The sequence below is a fragment of the Streptomyces sp. NPDC001315 genome (genome assembly GCF_042896175.1).
Classification (GTDB): domain Bacteria; phylum Actinomycetota; class Actinomycetes; order Streptomycetales; family Streptomycetaceae; genus Streptomyces.
Window position 1 is genome coordinate 32402 of sequence record NZ_JBIAWZ010000033.1, and the last position, 16172, is coordinate 48573.

Genomic DNA, 16172 nt, shown 5'->3' on the forward strand with positions numbered 1-16172 from the left:
ACGGCGCGACCGGCCGGAGGTCCACCCCCCACTCAGCCGGACCTCCGGCTCCCCGCGGCCGCGAACGGCGCGAACGCCGGCACGACCGGCGCGACGCTCGCGTAGACCTCGTAGCCGTCGAGGAAGCCCAGCCGCTGCACGAGACCCGCATGCCGAGGGGCGAACTCGTGCACCAGGCCCAGGACGCCCCGCACCAGGGCGATGAACAGGACGCCCTGCACCAGGGCGATGAATCCGAGTAGCTCCAGTAGCTGTCTCATGCCCAGCCCCTCGCCCCGCGGACTCCCCACACGCATCGGCCGCGGGGCGAGGCACCTGCGACGGAAGTCTCCCGCCGGCCCCGCCGGCCGCGCCGAAAGTCCGGGGTGCCGCGAGGCCGCCGACGGCGGGGCGGTCGAGGCGCTCGTCGACCGCACCCGCCCCCACGTCGTGCTCATGGACGTCCGGATGCCGTCGGTGCACGGACTCACGGTCCCGCAGCGGCCGCGCGGACGCCCCTCATCCGGCGCCCGCCCGCAGGGCGCGCAGCACCTGCTCGTCGGCGTGGGATTCGTCCTCAAGGACACCCCGCCCGCGGAACTGTGATCGGCGAGCTGTGATCGGCGGGTCGGCTCACCGCGACGCCGAAGCCACCCCGCCCGGGATCTCCGCCAGACTCACCGCTCTGCGCTCCCGTCGGGACACGTCGCAGGCCTCGGCGATCCTGAGGGCCTGCAAGGCCTCGCGACCGTCGCACGGATTGGCCGACCCGCCCCGCACCACCTCGACGAACGCGCACAGCTCGGCCTCGTACGCGGGTCCGAAGCGCTCCAGGAAACCGGTCCACGGCTTGTCCGCGGCAGGCGGCCCGGTCGGCTCCGTGGACGCGATCGGCGTGCGGTCGTCCAGGCCGACCACGATCTGATCCAGCTCCCCGGCCAGCTCCATGCGGACGTCGTAGCCCGCGCCGTTCAGCCGCGTCGCCGTCGTGGTGGCCAGCGTGCCGTCGTCGAGGGTGAGGACGGCCACGGCCGTGTCGACGTCGCCCGCCTCGCGGAACATCGCGGGACCGGCGTCGGACCCGGCGGCGTAGACATCCACCACCTCGTGGCCCGTCACCCAGCGCAGGATGTCGAAGTCGTGGATGAGCGTGTCCCGGTACAGCCCGCCGGACAGCGGCAGCCACGCAGCCGGGGGCGGGGCCTGGTCGGACGTCACGGCGCGGACCGTGTGCAGCCGGCCGAGCCGACCCGAGCGGACCGCCTCGCGCGCACCCGCGTAGCCCGCGTCGAAACGGCGCTGGAAGCCCATCTGGAGGACCGTACCCGCCACCTCGACCTCGGCGATGGCCTGCAAGGTGCCCGGCAGGTCGAGGGCGATGGGCTTCTCGCAGAACACCGGAAGCCCCGAGCGCGCTGCCCGGCCGATCAGTTCGGCATGGGCCGACGTCGCCGTAGTGATCACCACGGCGTCCACGCCCCAGGTGAAGATCTCGTCAACCCCCGGCGCCGCCGTCTCGCCCAGCCGGTTCGCCAGCTCCTGGGCCCGCGCAGGGTCGACGTCCGTGAGGATCAGCGATCCGACCTCGCGATGGCGACTGAGTGTGTTCGCATGGATCGTGCCGATGCGACCCGTACCGATGACGCCGATGCGCATGTGAACAAACTGAGGGCAGACCTGGCACCCTGTCAATGTGCATGTCCGGACAATCGAACTACACGACTTCCCGTCAACCGGCCACGGGGCTACGCTCGGCCCGTGCCGAAACCAGATGTGGACCCGCCCGTGCAGCTCGAGCTCAGTGTGGACCGGAGTTCGCCCGTGCCGTTGTACTTCCAGCTGTCCCAGCAGTTGGAGGCCGCGATCGAGCACGGCACGCTCACTCCGGGCAGCCTGCTCGGCAACGAGATCGAGCTCGCCGCACGGCTCGGCCTGTCCCGGCCGACCGTCCGCCAGGCCATCCAGTCGCTCGTCGACAAGGGCCTGCTGGTGCGCCGTCGAGGCGTCGGTACGCAGGTCGTGCACAGCCAGGTCAAGCGCCCGCTGGAGCTCAGCAGCCTCTTCGACGACCTGGAGGCGGCCGGACAGCGCCCGGCGACCAAGGTGCTCGTCAACACCGTCGTCCCGGCCTCCGCCGGGGTCGCCGCCGCGCTCGCCGTGGCCGAGGGCAGCGAGGTGCACCGAGTGGAGCGGCTGCGCCTCGCGCACGGGGAGCCTATGGCGTACCTGTGCAACTACCTGCCGCCCGGCCTGCTCGACCTGGACACCGCGCAGCTGGAGGCCACCGGCCTGTACCGCCTGATGCGCGCCGCCGGCATCACTCTGCACAGCGCCCGCCAGTCCATCGGTGCCCGCGCCGCCACCGCCGCCGAGGCCGAGCGGCTCGCCGAACCGGAGGGCGCCCCGCTGCTCACCATGCAGCGCACGACCTTCGACGACACCGGCCGCGCGGTCGAGTTCGGCGACCACATCTACCGGCCGAGCCGCTATTCGTTCGAGTTCCAGCTGCTCGTACGGCCCTGAACCGCGCCCGTTCTCGGTCCCTGTCTCCCGCCTGCCCTCGGTTCCTGTCTCCCGTCTGTCCCCCGCCCGCGTTCGTCGCATTGTCCGGACAATGCGACCGTCTTGCGGTCCCCGGTCACCAGGCGTGTGGTCCCTGTGCTCCATAATGGGGCGTTTGGGGTAGGTGGTGTCACCGTCGGTGAGGCTGCCCGCCCCTTGCGTACCACTGAACACAGCAAGAAGGGCACCGCCTCGTGGCACGGTTTCGGACCTGGGCAGGGATCGCGTTGGCGGGGGCACTGTGCGTCTCCCTGGCCGGGTGCAGCAGCACCGGCGGAAAGCGCGCCGAGGACGCCCGCAAGGCCGCCGCGGCACAGGGCAAGGCGGCGGTGAACACACCCCGCTGGACCTTCGCGATGATCACCCACTCGGGAGACGGCGACACCTTCTGGGACATCGTCCAGAGCGGCGCCGAACAGGCCGCCGTCAAGGACAACATCAACTTCCTGTACTCCCACGACGACGAGGCCCAGCAGCAGGCCCAGCTCGTGGACGCGGCCGTGGACAAGAAGGTCGACGGCATCATCGTCACGCTCGCCAAGCCCGACGCCATGAAGGCCGCCGTCGCCCGGGCGGAGAAGGCCGGCATCCCGGTGATCACCGTGAACTCCGGCTCGGCCGAGTCCAAGGCCTTCGGCGCGCTCGCGCACATCGGCCAGGACGAGACCGTCGCCGGCGAGGCCGTCGGCGAAGAGCTGAACAAGCGCGGCCGCAAGAAGGCCGTCTGCATCCTGCACGAACAGGGCAACGTCGGCCACGAGCAGCGTTGCGCCGGAGTGAAGAAGACCTTCGACGGAGAGCTGGAGAACCTCTACGTCAACGGCACCAACATGCCGGACGTGCAGTCCGCGATCAGCGCCAAGCTCCAGGCCGACCAAGCGATCGACACGGTCGTCACCCTCGGCGCGCCGTACGCCGACACCGCCGTGAAGGCCCGGCAGGACGCGGGCAGCAAGGCCGAGATCGACACCTTCGACCTCAACGCCAAGGTGGCCGCCGAGCTCAAGGACGGCACCCTCGGCTTCGCCGTGGACCAGCAGCCGTACCTCCAGGGCTACCAGGCCGTGGACCTGCTGTGGCTGTACAGGTACAACGCCAACATGCTCGGCGGCGGCCAGCCCGTGTTCACCGGACCGCAGATCATCACCAAGGACCAGGCCGCCACGCTGGAGGAGTACACGAAGCGGGGCACCCGATGAGCGCGACGGCTGACGAAAGGATTCTGCACACCTCTCCGCTGCGCAGGCTGCTGGGCCGCCCCGAGCTGGGCTCGGTCGTCGGCGCGATCGCCGTCTTCGTCTTCTTCGCGTTCGCGGCCGACAGCTTCCTGCGTGCCTCCAGTCTCAGCACGGTCCTGTACGCGGCCTCGACGATCGGCATCATGGCCGTCCCGGTCGCGCTGCTCATGATCGGCGGCGAGTTCGACCTGTCGGCGGGCGTCCTGGTGACGTCGTCCGCGCTGATCTCGTCGATGTTCAGCTACCAGATGACGGCGAACGTCTGGGTCGGCGTCGGGGTCTCCCTGCTCGTCACCCTGGCGATCGGCGCCTTCAACGGCTTCATGCTCACCCGCACCAACCTGCCGAGCTTCATCATCACGCTCGGCACGTTTCTGATGCTGACCGGCATGAACCTCGGCTTCACCAAGCTGATCGACAGTACGGTCTCGACCAAGACGATCGCCGACATGGAGGGCTTCCCGACGGCGCACGACGTCTTCGCCTCGACCCTCACCCTCGGCGGCGTCGACTTCAAGATCACCATCCTGTGGTGGTTCGGCCTGGTCGCCGTCGCCTCCTGGATCCTGCTGCGCACCCGCACGGGCAACTGGATCTTCGCGGTCGGCGGCAACGAGGACGCGGCCCGCGCGGTCGGTGTCCCCGTGGACAAGACCAAGATCGGCCTCTACATGGGCGTCGCGTTCGGCGCCTGGATCTCGGGCCAGCACCTGCTCTTCTCCTACGACGTCGTCCAGTCCGGCGAGGGCGTCGGCAACGAGCTGATCTACATCATCGCGGCCGTCATCGGCGGCTGCCTGATCACCGGCGGCTACGGCAGCGCGATCGGCTCGGCGGTCGGCGCGTTCATCTTCGGCATGACCAGCAAGGGCATCGTCTTCGCCGAGTGGAACCCCGACTGGTTCAAGTTCTTCCTCGGAGCGATGCTGCTCCTCGCGACCCTGCTCAACGCCTGGGTCCGCAAGCGCGCGGAGGCCACCAAGTGACGCATTCCACGGAGACCACAGAACGTACGGCGCTCGTGGAGCTGTCCGACGTCAGCAAGCACTACGGCAACGTCCGCGCCCTCGAAGGCGTCTCCCTGGAGGTGCACGCGGGCGAGATCACCTGCGTCCTGGGCGACAACGGTGCGGGCAAATCAACATTGATCAAGATCATTGCTGGGCTGCATCACCACGACGGAGGCGTCCTGCGCATCGAGGGTGAGGACACCCGCCTGTCCTCCCCGCGCGATGCCCTGGACCGCGGCATCGCCACCGTCTACCAGGACCTGGCCGTCGTGGGACTCATGCCGGTGTGGCGCAACTTCTTCCTCGGTTCCGAACCCCGCAAGGGCAGCGGCCCCTTCAAGCGCATGGACGTCGAGCACATGCGCAGGACCACCCACGCCGAACTGCTGCGCATGGGCATCGACCTCCGCGACGTGGACCAGCCCATCGGCACCCTGTCCGGCGGCGAACGTCAGTGCGTGGCGATCGCCCGGGCCGTGCACTTCGGCGCGAAGGTCCTGGTCCTCGACGAACCGACGGCGGCGCTGGGCGTGAAGCAGTCGGGCGTGGTCCTGAAGTATGTGGCGGCGGCACGGGACGAGGGCCTGGGTGTTGTCTTGATCACCCATAACCCGCATCACGCGTACCTGGTAGGCGACCGTTTCGTGCTTCTGAAGCGCGGCACGATGGTGGGCAACCACACGCGCGAGGGGATCACTCTGGACGAGCTGACAAGCCAGATGGCAGGCGGAAACGAGCTGGACGATCTACGCCACGAACTGCAGCGCGCATAGGGCGCGGGGCAATATCGATGCGCGGCTCCGCCGTCCGGACGCGACCAGCCACAACGCACACCCCGCTGCTCCCCCGTACGGCACCGGGTGGAGCGGTGAGGCAGAATCGGGCCTGATGAGCACCTACCGCGACCTCAGCGCCCCCATCGGCTCCCGCCGCGCCCCCGTGCTGCGTACCGTGGGCACACGCGAGCGCCGCTCGCACCTCACCGCACCTCGTGTGCCCACGGTCGGCATCGACATCGGCGGTACGAAGGTGATGGCGGGCGTCGTCGACGCCGACGGCAACATCCTGGAGAAGCTCCGCACGGAGACCCCGGACAAGTCCAAGAGCCCGAAGGTCGTCGAGGACACCATCGTCGAACTGGTCCTGGACCTGTCCGACCGGCACGACGTGCACGCCGTCGGCATCGGCGCGGCCGGCTGGGTCGACGCCGAGCGCAACCGCGTCCTGTTCGCCCCCCATCTCTCCTGGCGGAACGAGCCGCTGCGCGACCGCCTCTCGGGCCGTCTGTCGGTGCCCGTGCTCGTCGACAACGACGCCAACACCGCCGCCTGGGCGGAGTGGCGCTTCGGCGCGGGACGCGGCGAGGACCACCTGGTCATGATCACGCTCGGCACCGGCATCGGCGGCGCGATCCTGGAGGACGGCCAGGTCAAGCGCGGCAAGTACGGTGTCGCGGGCGAGTTCGGCCATATGCAGGTGGTGCCCGGCGGCCACCGCTGCCCGTGCGGCAACCGCGGCTGCTGGGAGCAGTACAGCTCCGGCAACGCGCTGGTCCGGGAGGCCAGGGAGCTGGCCGCGGCCGACTCCCCGGTGGCGTACGGGATCATCGAGCACGTCAAGGGCAACATCGCCGAGATCACCGGCCCGATGATCACCGAGCTGGCCCGCGAGGGCGACGCCATGTGCATCGAGCTGCTCCAGGACATCGGCCAGTGGCTCGGCGTCGGCATCGCGAACCTGGCGGCCGCGCTCGACCCCTCCTGCTTCGTCATCGGCGGCGGCGTCTCCGCGGCCGACGACCTGCTGATCGGCCCCGCACGGGACGCCTTCAAGCGCCAGCTCACCGGCCGCGGCTACCGCCCCGAGGCCCGCATCGTCCGTGCCCAGCTCGGCCCCGAGGCCGGCATGGTCGGCGCCGCCGACCTCGCCCGCCTGGTCGCCCGTCGCTTCCGCCGCGCCAAGCGGCGCCGGGTGGAGCGGTACGAGCGCTACGAGCGGTACGCGGAGTCCCGCCGCACCCAGGACACCGCATGACCGCCTCGCTGCCCCGCCAGGCCGCAGCCCCGTCCGAGCCGGCCCGGCCGGCCGAGGACCGATGTCACCGGATCCACCGCCGGGCGCTCACCCTGCTGATCATCGTGCTGCTCATCGGTGTCCCGGCCGGCTACCTGGTGATCTCCGCCAACCAGAGCCGCGACAGCGGCAAGGACAAGGAGGCGAAGTACTCGGCGACCGGCCTGACCGAGGGCTGGCCGTCGAGGGTGCAGCGCCGCCTCTACCAGGTGCCGGTCCCGCACCCGGCGAACAAGGTCGCGTACTACGAGACGAACAACTGGAAGACCAGCCGTCTCTACGTGCAGTTTCAGACCACGAACGTCGGCTTGAACGCCTTCCTCAAGAAGCTGGGCGTCAGCCAGGAGCAGCTGAAGAAGGACGACATCGCCATCAGCGACCGCGACCAGGACGTCACCGGCTGGACGTTCGCGGGTCCTGGTGCCCGTCAGGGCCCGTACTGGGGGTTCGTGCACGAGCAGAAGAACCCGCAGCCGACGCACGACGTGGTCGTGAACTGGGGCAACCCCATATACCCCATGGTGTACGTCGTCGCGCGCACGGTTCCCTGATCCGGCGGGGCCCGGCCGGTCCCCGGAGCCGATTGTCAGACCCCGCCCGTAGAGTCGAAGACGTCTGATCCGACACACGGGCGGGAGGCGAACAGAGCGTATGAGCGACACGGCCGCGGTGGCCGAGCGTATGGGGGAGTCCGGGGCCGTTCCCCTCCGACTCGCCGCCGTCTTCCTGCCCGCGCCCCTCCCGCGCGACGGACGCGTCGCCTTCTGGGACCCGCAGGACGGACCGCTGCCCGCCGACGGAGCCGAACCCACGGAGCTCACCGTCGTACGACGCCACGGCGCCTCGGTCCGCCGCAGGCAGGCCCCCGCGCTGGCACTGCCCGTCGGCGAGGCGCTGCCCCTGCTCGTGCGCGCCCGCCGCGACCCCGCCGCCCACCCCGCCACCGTCTGCTGGGGCGCGGCCGCCCTGCACGCGCTGCGGCTCGCCGCCCGCGGACGGCTGCTGCCCGGCCTGACCCCCACCGGCCACGACGCCTGGCGGGCGGGCCCCCTGGACCCCGACGACATCGCCCATCTACGGGCGGTCGCCGCAGCCCTGCCGTACGAGGGTCATGCCGTCCCGCTGCCCGGCCCCGGCCCGCTCCGGCTGCCGCAACCGGAAGCGCTGATGCGCTCCTTCCTGGACGCGGTCGCGGACACCCTGCCCCGCACCCCCGCCGCTCCCCATGCCTCCGGGAAGCCCTTCGCCGACCGCCGGCCCCAGCGGCTGCCCGACGCCCAGGACTGGGCCGCCGAGGTCGCCGCCGGCATGGACGCGGGCGTGCGCGTCTCGCTGCGCCTGGACCTGTCGGCGTCCGACCTGTTCGACAGCGGCGACATCGCCCGCAACGCGGGCGCGGCGATCGTCCAGGTGCACAGCCTCGCCGACCCCACCCTCGTGGCCGACGCGGCGGCCCTGTGGGCGGGCGAGGCGGACGCGGCCTTCGGGCCACGCGCGCGCGTCGACGCGGCCCTCGCCGTGCGGCGCGCCGCCCGGGTCTGGCCGCCGCTGGACCGGCTCGCCGAGCAGGACGCACCCGACGTCCTGGCCCTGTCCGAGGAGGAGCTGGGCGACCTGCTCGGCGTCGCGGCCACCCGGCTCGCGGCGGCGGGGGTCGCCGTGCACTGGCCACGCGACCTGGCACAGGACCTGACCGCGACGGCGGTCGTACGGTCGGCGCCCGGCTCGGCGACCGACGGTACCGGCTTCTTCGAGAGCGAGGACCTGCTCCAGTTCCGCTGGCAGCTGGCCCTCGGCGGCGACCCGCTCACCGAGCCCGAGATGGACACGCTCGCCGAGGCCCACCGCCCGGTCGTACGGCTGCGGGACCAGTGGGTGCTGGTCGACCCGGCCCTCGTCCGCAAGGCCCGCCGACGCGAACTGGGCCTGCTCGACCCCGTCGACGCACTGTCCGTCGCGCTCACCGGCAGCGCGGAGGTCGACGGCGAGACGGTCGAGGCCGTCCCGGTCGGCGCCTTCGCGGCTCTGCGCGACCGCCTGACGGCCGGAGTGCGGCCCGCCGAGCCGCCCGCCGGACTGCACGCCACCCTCCGCGACTACCAGCTCCGCGGCCTGGCCTGGCTCGACCTCATGACCGGCCTCGGTCTCGGCGGCTGCCTCGCCGACGACATGGGACTCGGCAAGACGATCACCCTCATCGCCCTGCACCTCAAGCGCGCCCACAGCGAACCCACCCTGGTGGTCTGCCCGGCCTCACTGCTCGGCAACTGGCAGCGGGAGATCACCCGGTTCGCGCCCGGCGTCCCCGTCCGCCGCTACCACGGCCCGGACCGCACCCTCGACGACCTGGCAGGCGGCTTCGTCCTGACGACGTACGGCACGATGCGCTCGACGGCACCGACGCTGGCCCAGCAGCGGTGGGGCATGGTCGTCGCGGACGAGGCACAGCACGTCAAGAACCCCTACTCGGCGACGGCCAAGGCGCTGCGCACCATCCCGTCCCCCGCGCGCGTCGCCCTGACCGGCACACCGGTCGAGAACAACCTCTCCGAACTCTGGGCCCTGCTGGACTGGACGACACCCGGACTCCTGGGCCCCTTGAAGTCCTTCCGCGCCCGGCACGCACGCGCGGTGGAGAACGGCGAGGACGAGGAGGCGGTGACCAGGCTGGCCCGTCTGGTCCGGCCCTTCCTCCTCCGCCGCAAGAAGTCCGACCCCGGCATCGTCCCCGAACTTCCGCCCAAGACGGAGACCGACCACCCGGTCCCGCTCACCCGTGAACAGGCTGCGCTCTACGAGGCGGTGGTGCGTGAGTCGATGCTCGCCATCGAGACCGCGGACGGCATTGCCCGCCGAGGGCTGGTACTGAAGCTGCTGGGCGCCCTGAAGCAGATCTGCGACCACCCGGCGCTCTACCTCAAGGAGGAGTCCGCCCCCGGCGACCACCTTGCCGCCCGCTCCGGCAAACTCGCCCTTCTCGACGAGCTGTTGGACACCCTGCTGGCCGAGGACGGCTCGGCGCTCGTCTTCACGCAGTACGTCGGCATGGCCCGCCTGATCGCCGCCCATCTCGCCGCCCGCGCGATCCCCATGGACCTCCTCCACGGCGGTACACCCGTACCGGAGCGTGAGCGCATGGTGGACCGCTTCCAGAGCGGTGCGACGCCCGTCCTCGTGCTGTCCCTGAAGGCGGCCGGCACCGGCCTCAACCTCACCCGCGCGGGCCACGTAGTCCACTTCGACCGCTGGTGGAACCCGGCCGTCGAGGAACAGGCCACCGACCGTGCCTATCGCATCGGCCAGACCCAGCCGGTCCAGGTCCACCGCCTCATCACCGAGGGCACGGTCGAGGACCGCATCGCGCAGATGCTGGAGTCCAAACGCGCCCTCGCCGACGCGATCCTCGGCTCCGGCGAGTCGGCCCTCACGGAACTGACGGACCGTGAGCTGACCGACCTGGTGTCGCTGCGGAGGGAGGCGTGATGGGCGCGGAGGAGACACCGGTGGAGGACGGCCGGTCGCCGGACGAGTCACCGCGGCCGTCCGCAGAAGCGCGACCCGCAGATGCCGCGCGCCGGGCCCTGCGGGCCGCGCGCGAGCGCGAGCGCGGAGGCGGGGGAAGCGACGGGGGCGGCGACCTGGCGGCGGCCGGGACCGAGCGGGGGGACGGTCGAGACCTGTCGGGTCGCGCGGACCGCACGGAACTTCCGGACAGTGAGGGCCGTACGGGGCGTCCGGGGGCCGTGAAGCCCCTGGGACGACGCCCGGCGACCAGGGAGACCACCGGCCGTCGCGCGGGACCGGCCGACGCGGCCCGCGAGGCGCTGCGACGAGCGGTGTCCGCCGGCCGCGGCGCGAGCGCGCTCGTGGACAGCGACAGTGGCACCGACAGCGGCACGGGGATGGGCACATCCGCACCGCCCGAGAGCACGTGGGCAGCCGACTCCGGGGACGGGCAGAGGGCGACGGGGAGCCCTGAAGCGGCGGAGGCCACGCGCCCGGGGAGTCCCGGTGACCGTGACGCGGCGGACCCGCTGAACCGGACCTCCGACAGTTCGGCGAACGCCCGTGCCACGGCCGGTAAGGGGGAGCCCGATCCGCGAGGCGCGCGTCCTGCGGATGTCGCCCGCGAGGCGTTGTGGGCCGCTCGCGCCGAGGCACGGCAGGCCCGCGCGGACGCCGGAGAGACGCGGCCCGAGTCCGCGCCCCGGCCCGCCCGGCCCGAGCCCGCTGTTTCCCGGCGCCATGGCGAAGCGCAGGGTCGCACCCCCGCTGCCCGGGCCCGTGAACTACGGGAGATGCTCGCCGACGCCTTCCGGATGCCGTCCGACGCGTCGGCCCCTGTGGGCACCGGCGCCTCGGACTCCGGCTCTGCGGACGTAGGCGTCTCCTTGGACCCCGACTCCCCGGCTCCCTCGGACTCCGGCTCCCCGGACCTCGGCCGCGCCTCGGAAGGCGGCCTCTCGGACTCCGGCTCACCGGAAGGCGGCCTCTCGGGCTCCGATTCCTCGGTCGCCGGGCTGTCGGCCAACCGTCCGTCGGACTCTGACTCTCCGGCCCTCGGCCTCTCGGGCTCCAGCTCACCGGCCCTCGGCCTCGCGGGCTCCGATTCCTCGGTCCCTGGGCTGTCGGCCAACCGTCCGTCGGACTCTGACTCTCCGGCCCTCGGCCTCTCGGGCTCCAGCTCACCGGCCCTCGGCCTCGCGGGCTCCGATTCCTCGGTCCCTGGGCTGTCGGCCAACCGTCCGTCGGACTCTGACTCTCCGGCCCTCGGCCTCTCGGGCTCCGATTCCCCGGTCGCCGGGCTGTCGGCCACCCATCCCTCGGACCCGGGCCCCTCCGATGCTGGCCCCTCCTCCCTGCCCACAGCGCCTCCCGCCCGCAGGGCCCCCGCGCCCCACCTCTCTTCCACGCCCCGGGGGACATCCACACCTCCCGCCCCCTTCGCGCCCTCCGCTTCCTTCGCGCCCCCTGCACCCCACTCACGCCGGACGTCCCCCGCAACCCCCGCACCCACCACATCCCTCACACCCCCAGCCACCCCCCGCGTCCCCCCCTCCATGGCCTCTCCCCGCCGCGACGGCGACCTGCGCCGAACCTTCTCCGCCTTCCCACCCCTCGCCTCTGACGGTGACAGCCGGTTCGCCGAGAGTTGGTGGGGAAATGCCTGGGTCGCCGCGCTGGAGGAGGGCGCGTTGGACGTCAAGCGGCTTGCGCGTGGGCGGGGTTATGCCGAGCAGGGGTATGTGGACGCGATCACGGTGACGCCCGGGCTCGTGCTCGCGTACGTGCAGGGCAGCCGTCCCCGCCCGTACCGCGTCCAGGTTCGGCTGCGCACCCTCGACGACGCCGACTGGGAGCGCTTCCTGGATGCCGCCGCCGATCGCCCGGGGCACATTGCCGCGCTGCTCGACGGGGAGATGCCCCAGTCCCTCGCCGACTGCGGGGTCGGGCTGCTCCCGGGCCCCGGTGACCTCGAACCGCACTGCAGTTGCCCCGATCGCGGCCACCCCTGCAAACACGCGGCAGCTCTCTGTTACCAGACCGCCCGCCTACTGGACGCCGACCCGTTCGTGCTGCTCCTGTTGCGCGGCCGCGGCGAACGCGAGCTGCTCGACGCCCTGTCCCGGCTGAACGCCGCCCGCGCGGCCCGCGCCGCCCAGGAAAGGGAACCGCAGCAGCTCCCCGGGGTGCGGGCCACTGAAGCCCTCATAGCCCGCCACCTTCCGCCACTCCCACCCCCGTTGCCCGTACCCGCGCATCCCGAGCAGCCCCCCGCCTACCCCTCGGCGCCGGGCGGCCCCGACCCGTTCGCGCTGGACCAGCTGGCGACCGACGCCGCCGCGCGCGCCTACGCCCTGCTGAGCACCGGACGTGACGAGGCCGGCGAACTGACGCTGTGGCAGGACGCGGTACGGCTCGCCGCGGCCCGCCCCGGTTCCGGACTCACCGCCGGCACCCGCGCCCTCTACTCCTCGCTCGCCTCCGCGGCCGGCCGCACCCCGGCCGAACTGGCCCGTGCGGTCGCCGCCTGGCGGCAGGGCGGGCTCGACGGCCTCGCCGTCCTCGAAGAGCCCTGGGACCCGCCCGCCGGACGGTTCGACCGCGCCCGCCCGCTCCTCCTCGCCGCCGATCTGCCCGCCTTCCGTCCGGCGCGCAACCGCCTCACCCACCCCCACGGCCAGGTCCAACTCCGTTTCGGTCGCGACGGCTTGTGGTACGCCTACGAATCGGAACCCGGCGACGACGACTGGTGGCCCCGCGGCACCCCCGACCACGACCCGGTCGGGGCGCTGACGGGCCTGGGCGGCACCGGCGAGTTCTGAGCGGCCGGCCTCCTGGCGACTGCGGGACCGCCGCCCGACCGGCGCCCACAACACGGTCGGAACGGTGTCATGGGCAGGGAGACGGACCCGGAGTTCCCGCGGGCCCCTATGGTCGGATGGCCCAACCACCTGCGGACTCGGCCCGTACCCTCGTACGATGTCGCCCGTGATCCTCAACAACCACCGCCCTGCCCCGCGGTACCGCGCCCTTCTGTCGCGCGGCTGTTGTTGATTCCCCACTTCTGCCTCGCACGCGTCACCGTGCCTCGCACGCCTGTCGCGCGCCGCAGGCCTCTTGCGCGTCGTACGTCTCGCGCGCTGTGACGCCGTAACCGCGTCCCGACTCAGGCCCCCCCACGCGCCTCAACCCCGCCCTCAGAAGCTCTGAAAGGCAGGCCCTCCCATGCCCACCTCTCCGATGCCCACCCCCGAATCCGCCTACGACCGCCGCAGACTGCGCCAGTGGCTCGCCGGTGCGGCTCGCGCCGACGGTGTCTCCCGGCGTGACCTGCTCCGGCTCCTCGCCGCCGCCGGGCTGGCCACCGCCGCCGTTCCCACCGCCCTCGCCGCACCCGCGGCCGCAGCGGGAGGAATCGTCAAACCGCTCCCCGAAGACTGGTTCACCGTCCGCGGCACCAACGCCGAGACCAAGTTCGCCTCCCTCGCCGGCACCGGCTACCACACCCCCGTCGACCACTTCTTCGTCCGCAACCACACCTCCACCCCGGTCCTGGACGCCGCCGACTGGACCCTCACCCTCTGGGGCGACGGCCTCACCCACGACAAACCAGTCGAGTTCACCCTCGACGACCTGAAGAAGTTCCCCGCCGTCACCCGCACCGCGTTCGTCGAGTGCGCGGGCAACGGCCGCAGCTTCTTCACCGGCCAGCAGGGCCAGACCGTCACCGGCACGGCCTGGACGCTCGGCGCGATCGGCACCGCCCGCTGGCGAGGGGTGCGCCTGGCCGACGTACTGCGCCGGGCCGGACTGGGCCGGCACGCCGTGGACGTCATGCCCCGCGGTCTCGACCCCGACTACGTGACCGCCGACGGCACGAACCTCGGCCGGGTCCGGCGCCCGCTGCCGCTGTCCAAGGCCCTCGACGACGTCCTGCTCGCCTACGAGATGAACGGCGAACCGCTGCCGTACGACCACGGCTACCCCGTACGCGTCCTCGTCCCGTCCTGGATCGGCATCGCCTCGATCAAGTGGGTCGGCGACATCGAGGTGTCGGCCCAGCCCCTCTACTCGCCCTGGAACACCGACTTCTACCGCCTGTTCGGAGCCGCCCACCCCGAAGACGGCGGCGCGCCGCTGACCCGGCAGACCGTCAAGAGCGCCTGGGAGCTGGCCTGGGACGCGAGCCTCGACGCGGGCGCCGAGCACCGCCTCACCGGCCGCTCGTGGTCCGGTGCCGGCGGGATCGTTCGCGTCGACGTCAGCACCGACGGCGGGACGACCTGGCGCAGGGCCCGTCTCCATGACGCCCCGCAGCGCGCCGGCTGGGTCCGCTGGTCCACCGACTGGCGCCCGCCGGCCACGGGCTCGTACACCTTGCTGGCGCGGGCCACCGACAGCGCGGGCCGCACCCAGCCGGACACCACGGTCGTCAACACGCAGGGCTACCTCTTCGACGCGGTGGTCCGGCATCCGGTGCATGTGGTGTGAGCACTCGCCGGTGAAATGCGGCAGCCCGGTGTGAGGACCGGGGGCCCGGCGGTCGGGCTCCTGGAATCGGCGGTTGGCGTGGAGCGGCGAGTGAGACGAGTCAGGCCGAGACCGCCGAGCGGACGCTCGCCGGTGAGGAACCGACGGTCCGGGTGGACCGTACTGCCGGTTCGAGGAGCGACAGCGTCCGCTGCTGTGCAGCAAAGGTGGCGCAGATACCGACCTGCATCGGCAGGTTCGGTCCTGCGCGACCGGTCATTGGGCCAGTTCGATGTGGGGATGGCCCGGGGACTTCGGGCACACGTGGAGCTGGAGGTTGTAGCCGCCGAGGATGTCGATCAAGGTGAAGTTGCCGTCCTGGGCGCCCAGGGGAGGCGGGGCCGGGTTCGTCCGGTCCTCCTCGGCGATCCAGGTCCCGCTGCCGCCGTCCCATTCCAAGGAGGCGATGGTCAGGAGCGGGACCTCCTCGGTGCCGCACTCGGGGCAGGGGCGGGGCACGGGGTCCATGCGGTCCCAGAGGGTCCAGCCGCCGGTCTTCCAGCCGGGGGCGGTGGAGAGGTTGTTCAGGTAGAGCTCGCCCGGGTCGTCCGCGTACGTGTTGTACCGCGCGGGGTCGATCGTCTCCCAGCGGCTCATGTCGTCCAGCCGGTCCCGGAGCTCCTTGTCCAGCTCCCTGGGGTTGGGGAATTCGGTGACCTGCTCCGGTGAGAACAGGCACGGCTCCGGGAGGTAGTAGTCGAGCTGGACGATCGGCGGCTCGGGCGGTGCGTCGAGGACGTCGGTGACGGTGGCGGAGGAGCGCCAGAAGAGGGCTGTTCGGGGGTGGGCGGTCTCCTTGTGGTCGAAGGGGCACCAGAGGACCTGGAGGAGGTCCGCGTCGGGCGGGCATGGGAAGGGGACGTCGTGGGCGTAGAGCTGGGCGACGGGGAGGAGGGGGATCGGGCCGTCGAACCACGGGCGGCCCGCGCTGATCCGCTCCAAGGTCTCCCGTTCCTCCGGGGTCCACTGGGGTGCCTGAGGGTCGAGGCGCAGCCGCTCGGCCGATGCGGCGCGAACGCGGCGGTGCAGCCGGATGTCGTCCGGTGAGTGGACCACCGGCGCCGCGCGACTGTCGTGCGGCTCGTCGCAGTACGGCCACGGCTCGTCGGCGGGCCACAGGAGTGGCCCGCCGACGGAGCTGTCGTGCACCGTCGGCGCCCCGGGGCGCGGGTGCAGCCGGGTCGCCGTGCGCGCCAGCGGGGCCAGCTGAGGGAAGAGCGCGGTGATGTCGAACGGCCGCGGTGGGGTGGTGAAACTCATGCAGGCTCCCGTTGGC

12 protein-coding genes and 1 pseudogene are annotated in these 16172 nt (G+C 72.2%); 10 read left to right on the forward strand and 3 right to left on the reverse strand.

The features are described 5' to 3' along the window. Window positions 1-32: 32 nt before the first annotated feature. The gene (locus ACFY16_RS40885; protein WP_390652315.1) at window positions 33-260 is read right to left on the reverse strand and encodes a hypothetical protein; all 228 of its coding nucleotides are present in this window, start codon (window positions 258-260) and stop codon (window positions 33-35) included. Between the two features lie 112 nt (window positions 261-372). On the opposite strand from ACFY16_RS40885, the pseudogene ACFY16_RS40890 reads away from it, so the two are divergent. Next, a pseudogene (locus ACFY16_RS40890) lies at window positions 373-495 on the forward strand (DNA-binding response regulator); the annotation flags it as partial. Between the two features lie 117 nt (window positions 496-612). Here the strand turns inward: ACFY16_RS40890 and ACFY16_RS40895 are convergent. Continuing rightward, window positions 613-1635, reverse strand: a complete 1023-nt coding sequence (locus ACFY16_RS40895; RefSeq protein ID WP_390652316.1) for a Gfo/Idh/MocA family oxidoreductase — start codon at window positions 1633-1635, stop codon at window positions 613-615. A gap of 129 nt (window positions 1636-1764) precedes the next feature. Here ACFY16_RS40895 and ACFY16_RS40900 point away from each other — a divergent pair, with 129 nt between their 5' ends. From ACFY16_RS40900 to ACFY16_RS40940, 9 genes are all read left to right on the forward strand, one after another. Further along, window positions 1765-2502: a GntR family transcriptional regulator gene (locus ACFY16_RS40900; protein WP_390652339.1), complete on the forward strand. Its 738-nt coding sequence runs from the start codon at window positions 1765-1767 to the stop codon at window positions 2500-2502. A 233-nt stretch (window positions 2503-2735) separates the two neighbouring features. Next, window positions 2736-3740 (forward strand): sugar ABC transporter substrate-binding protein, encoded by a 1005-nt coding sequence (locus tag ACFY16_RS40905; RefSeq protein WP_390652317.1) that lies wholly within the window; start codon window positions 2736-2738, stop codon window positions 3738-3740. Beyond that, window positions 3737-4765 carry an ABC transporter permease gene (locus ACFY16_RS40910; protein ID WP_390652318.1) on the forward strand — a complete coding sequence of 343 codons (1029 nt, stop codon included), beginning with the start codon at window positions 3737-3739 and terminating at the stop codon, window positions 4763-4765. The genes ACFY16_RS40905 and ACFY16_RS40910 overlap by 4 nt, the downstream gene beginning before the upstream one ends. Further along, window positions 4732-5562: an ATP-binding cassette domain-containing protein gene (locus ACFY16_RS40915; RefSeq protein ID WP_390652340.1), complete on the forward strand. Its 831-nt coding sequence runs from the start codon at window positions 4732-4734 to the stop codon at window positions 5560-5562. Before ACFY16_RS40910 ends, ACFY16_RS40915 begins: the two co-directional genes overlap by 34 nt. Before the next feature lie 115 nt (window positions 5563-5677). Continuing rightward, complete coding sequence (locus tag ACFY16_RS40920; RefSeq protein WP_390652319.1) at window positions 5678-6823, forward strand: ROK family glucokinase; 1146 nt, start codon at window positions 5678-5680, stop codon at window positions 6821-6823. Further along, the gene (locus ACFY16_RS40925) at window positions 6820-7413 is read left to right on the forward strand and encodes a sugar kinase (RefSeq protein ID WP_390652320.1); all 594 of its coding nucleotides are present in this window, start codon (window positions 6820-6822) and stop codon (window positions 7411-7413) included. The genes ACFY16_RS40920 and ACFY16_RS40925 overlap by 4 nt, the downstream gene beginning before the upstream one ends. A gap of 100 nt (window positions 7414-7513) precedes the next feature. Further along, window positions 7514-10345 carry a DEAD/DEAH box helicase gene (locus ACFY16_RS40930; RefSeq protein WP_390652321.1) on the forward strand — a complete coding sequence of 944 codons (2832 nt, stop codon included), beginning with the start codon at window positions 7514-7516 and terminating at the stop codon, window positions 10343-10345. Between the two features lie 836 nt (window positions 10346-11181). Continuing rightward, window positions 11182-13188: an SWIM zinc finger family protein gene (locus ACFY16_RS40935; protein WP_390652341.1), complete on the forward strand. Its 2007-nt coding sequence runs from the start codon at window positions 11182-11184 to the stop codon at window positions 13186-13188. 403 nt (window positions 13189-13591) lie between these two features. Further along, window positions 13592-14857, forward strand: coding sequence for a sulfite oxidase (locus tag ACFY16_RS40940; RefSeq protein WP_390652322.1), 1266 nt, complete (start codon window positions 13592-13594; stop codon window positions 14855-14857). A 255-nt stretch (window positions 14858-15112) separates the two neighbouring features. Here the strand turns inward: ACFY16_RS40940 and ACFY16_RS40945 are convergent, their stop codons facing one another. Further along, window positions 15113-16156, reverse strand: coding sequence for a hypothetical protein (locus ACFY16_RS40945; RefSeq protein ID WP_390652323.1), 1044 nt, complete (start codon window positions 16154-16156; stop codon window positions 15113-15115). Window positions 16157-16172 lie beyond the last annotated feature (16 nt).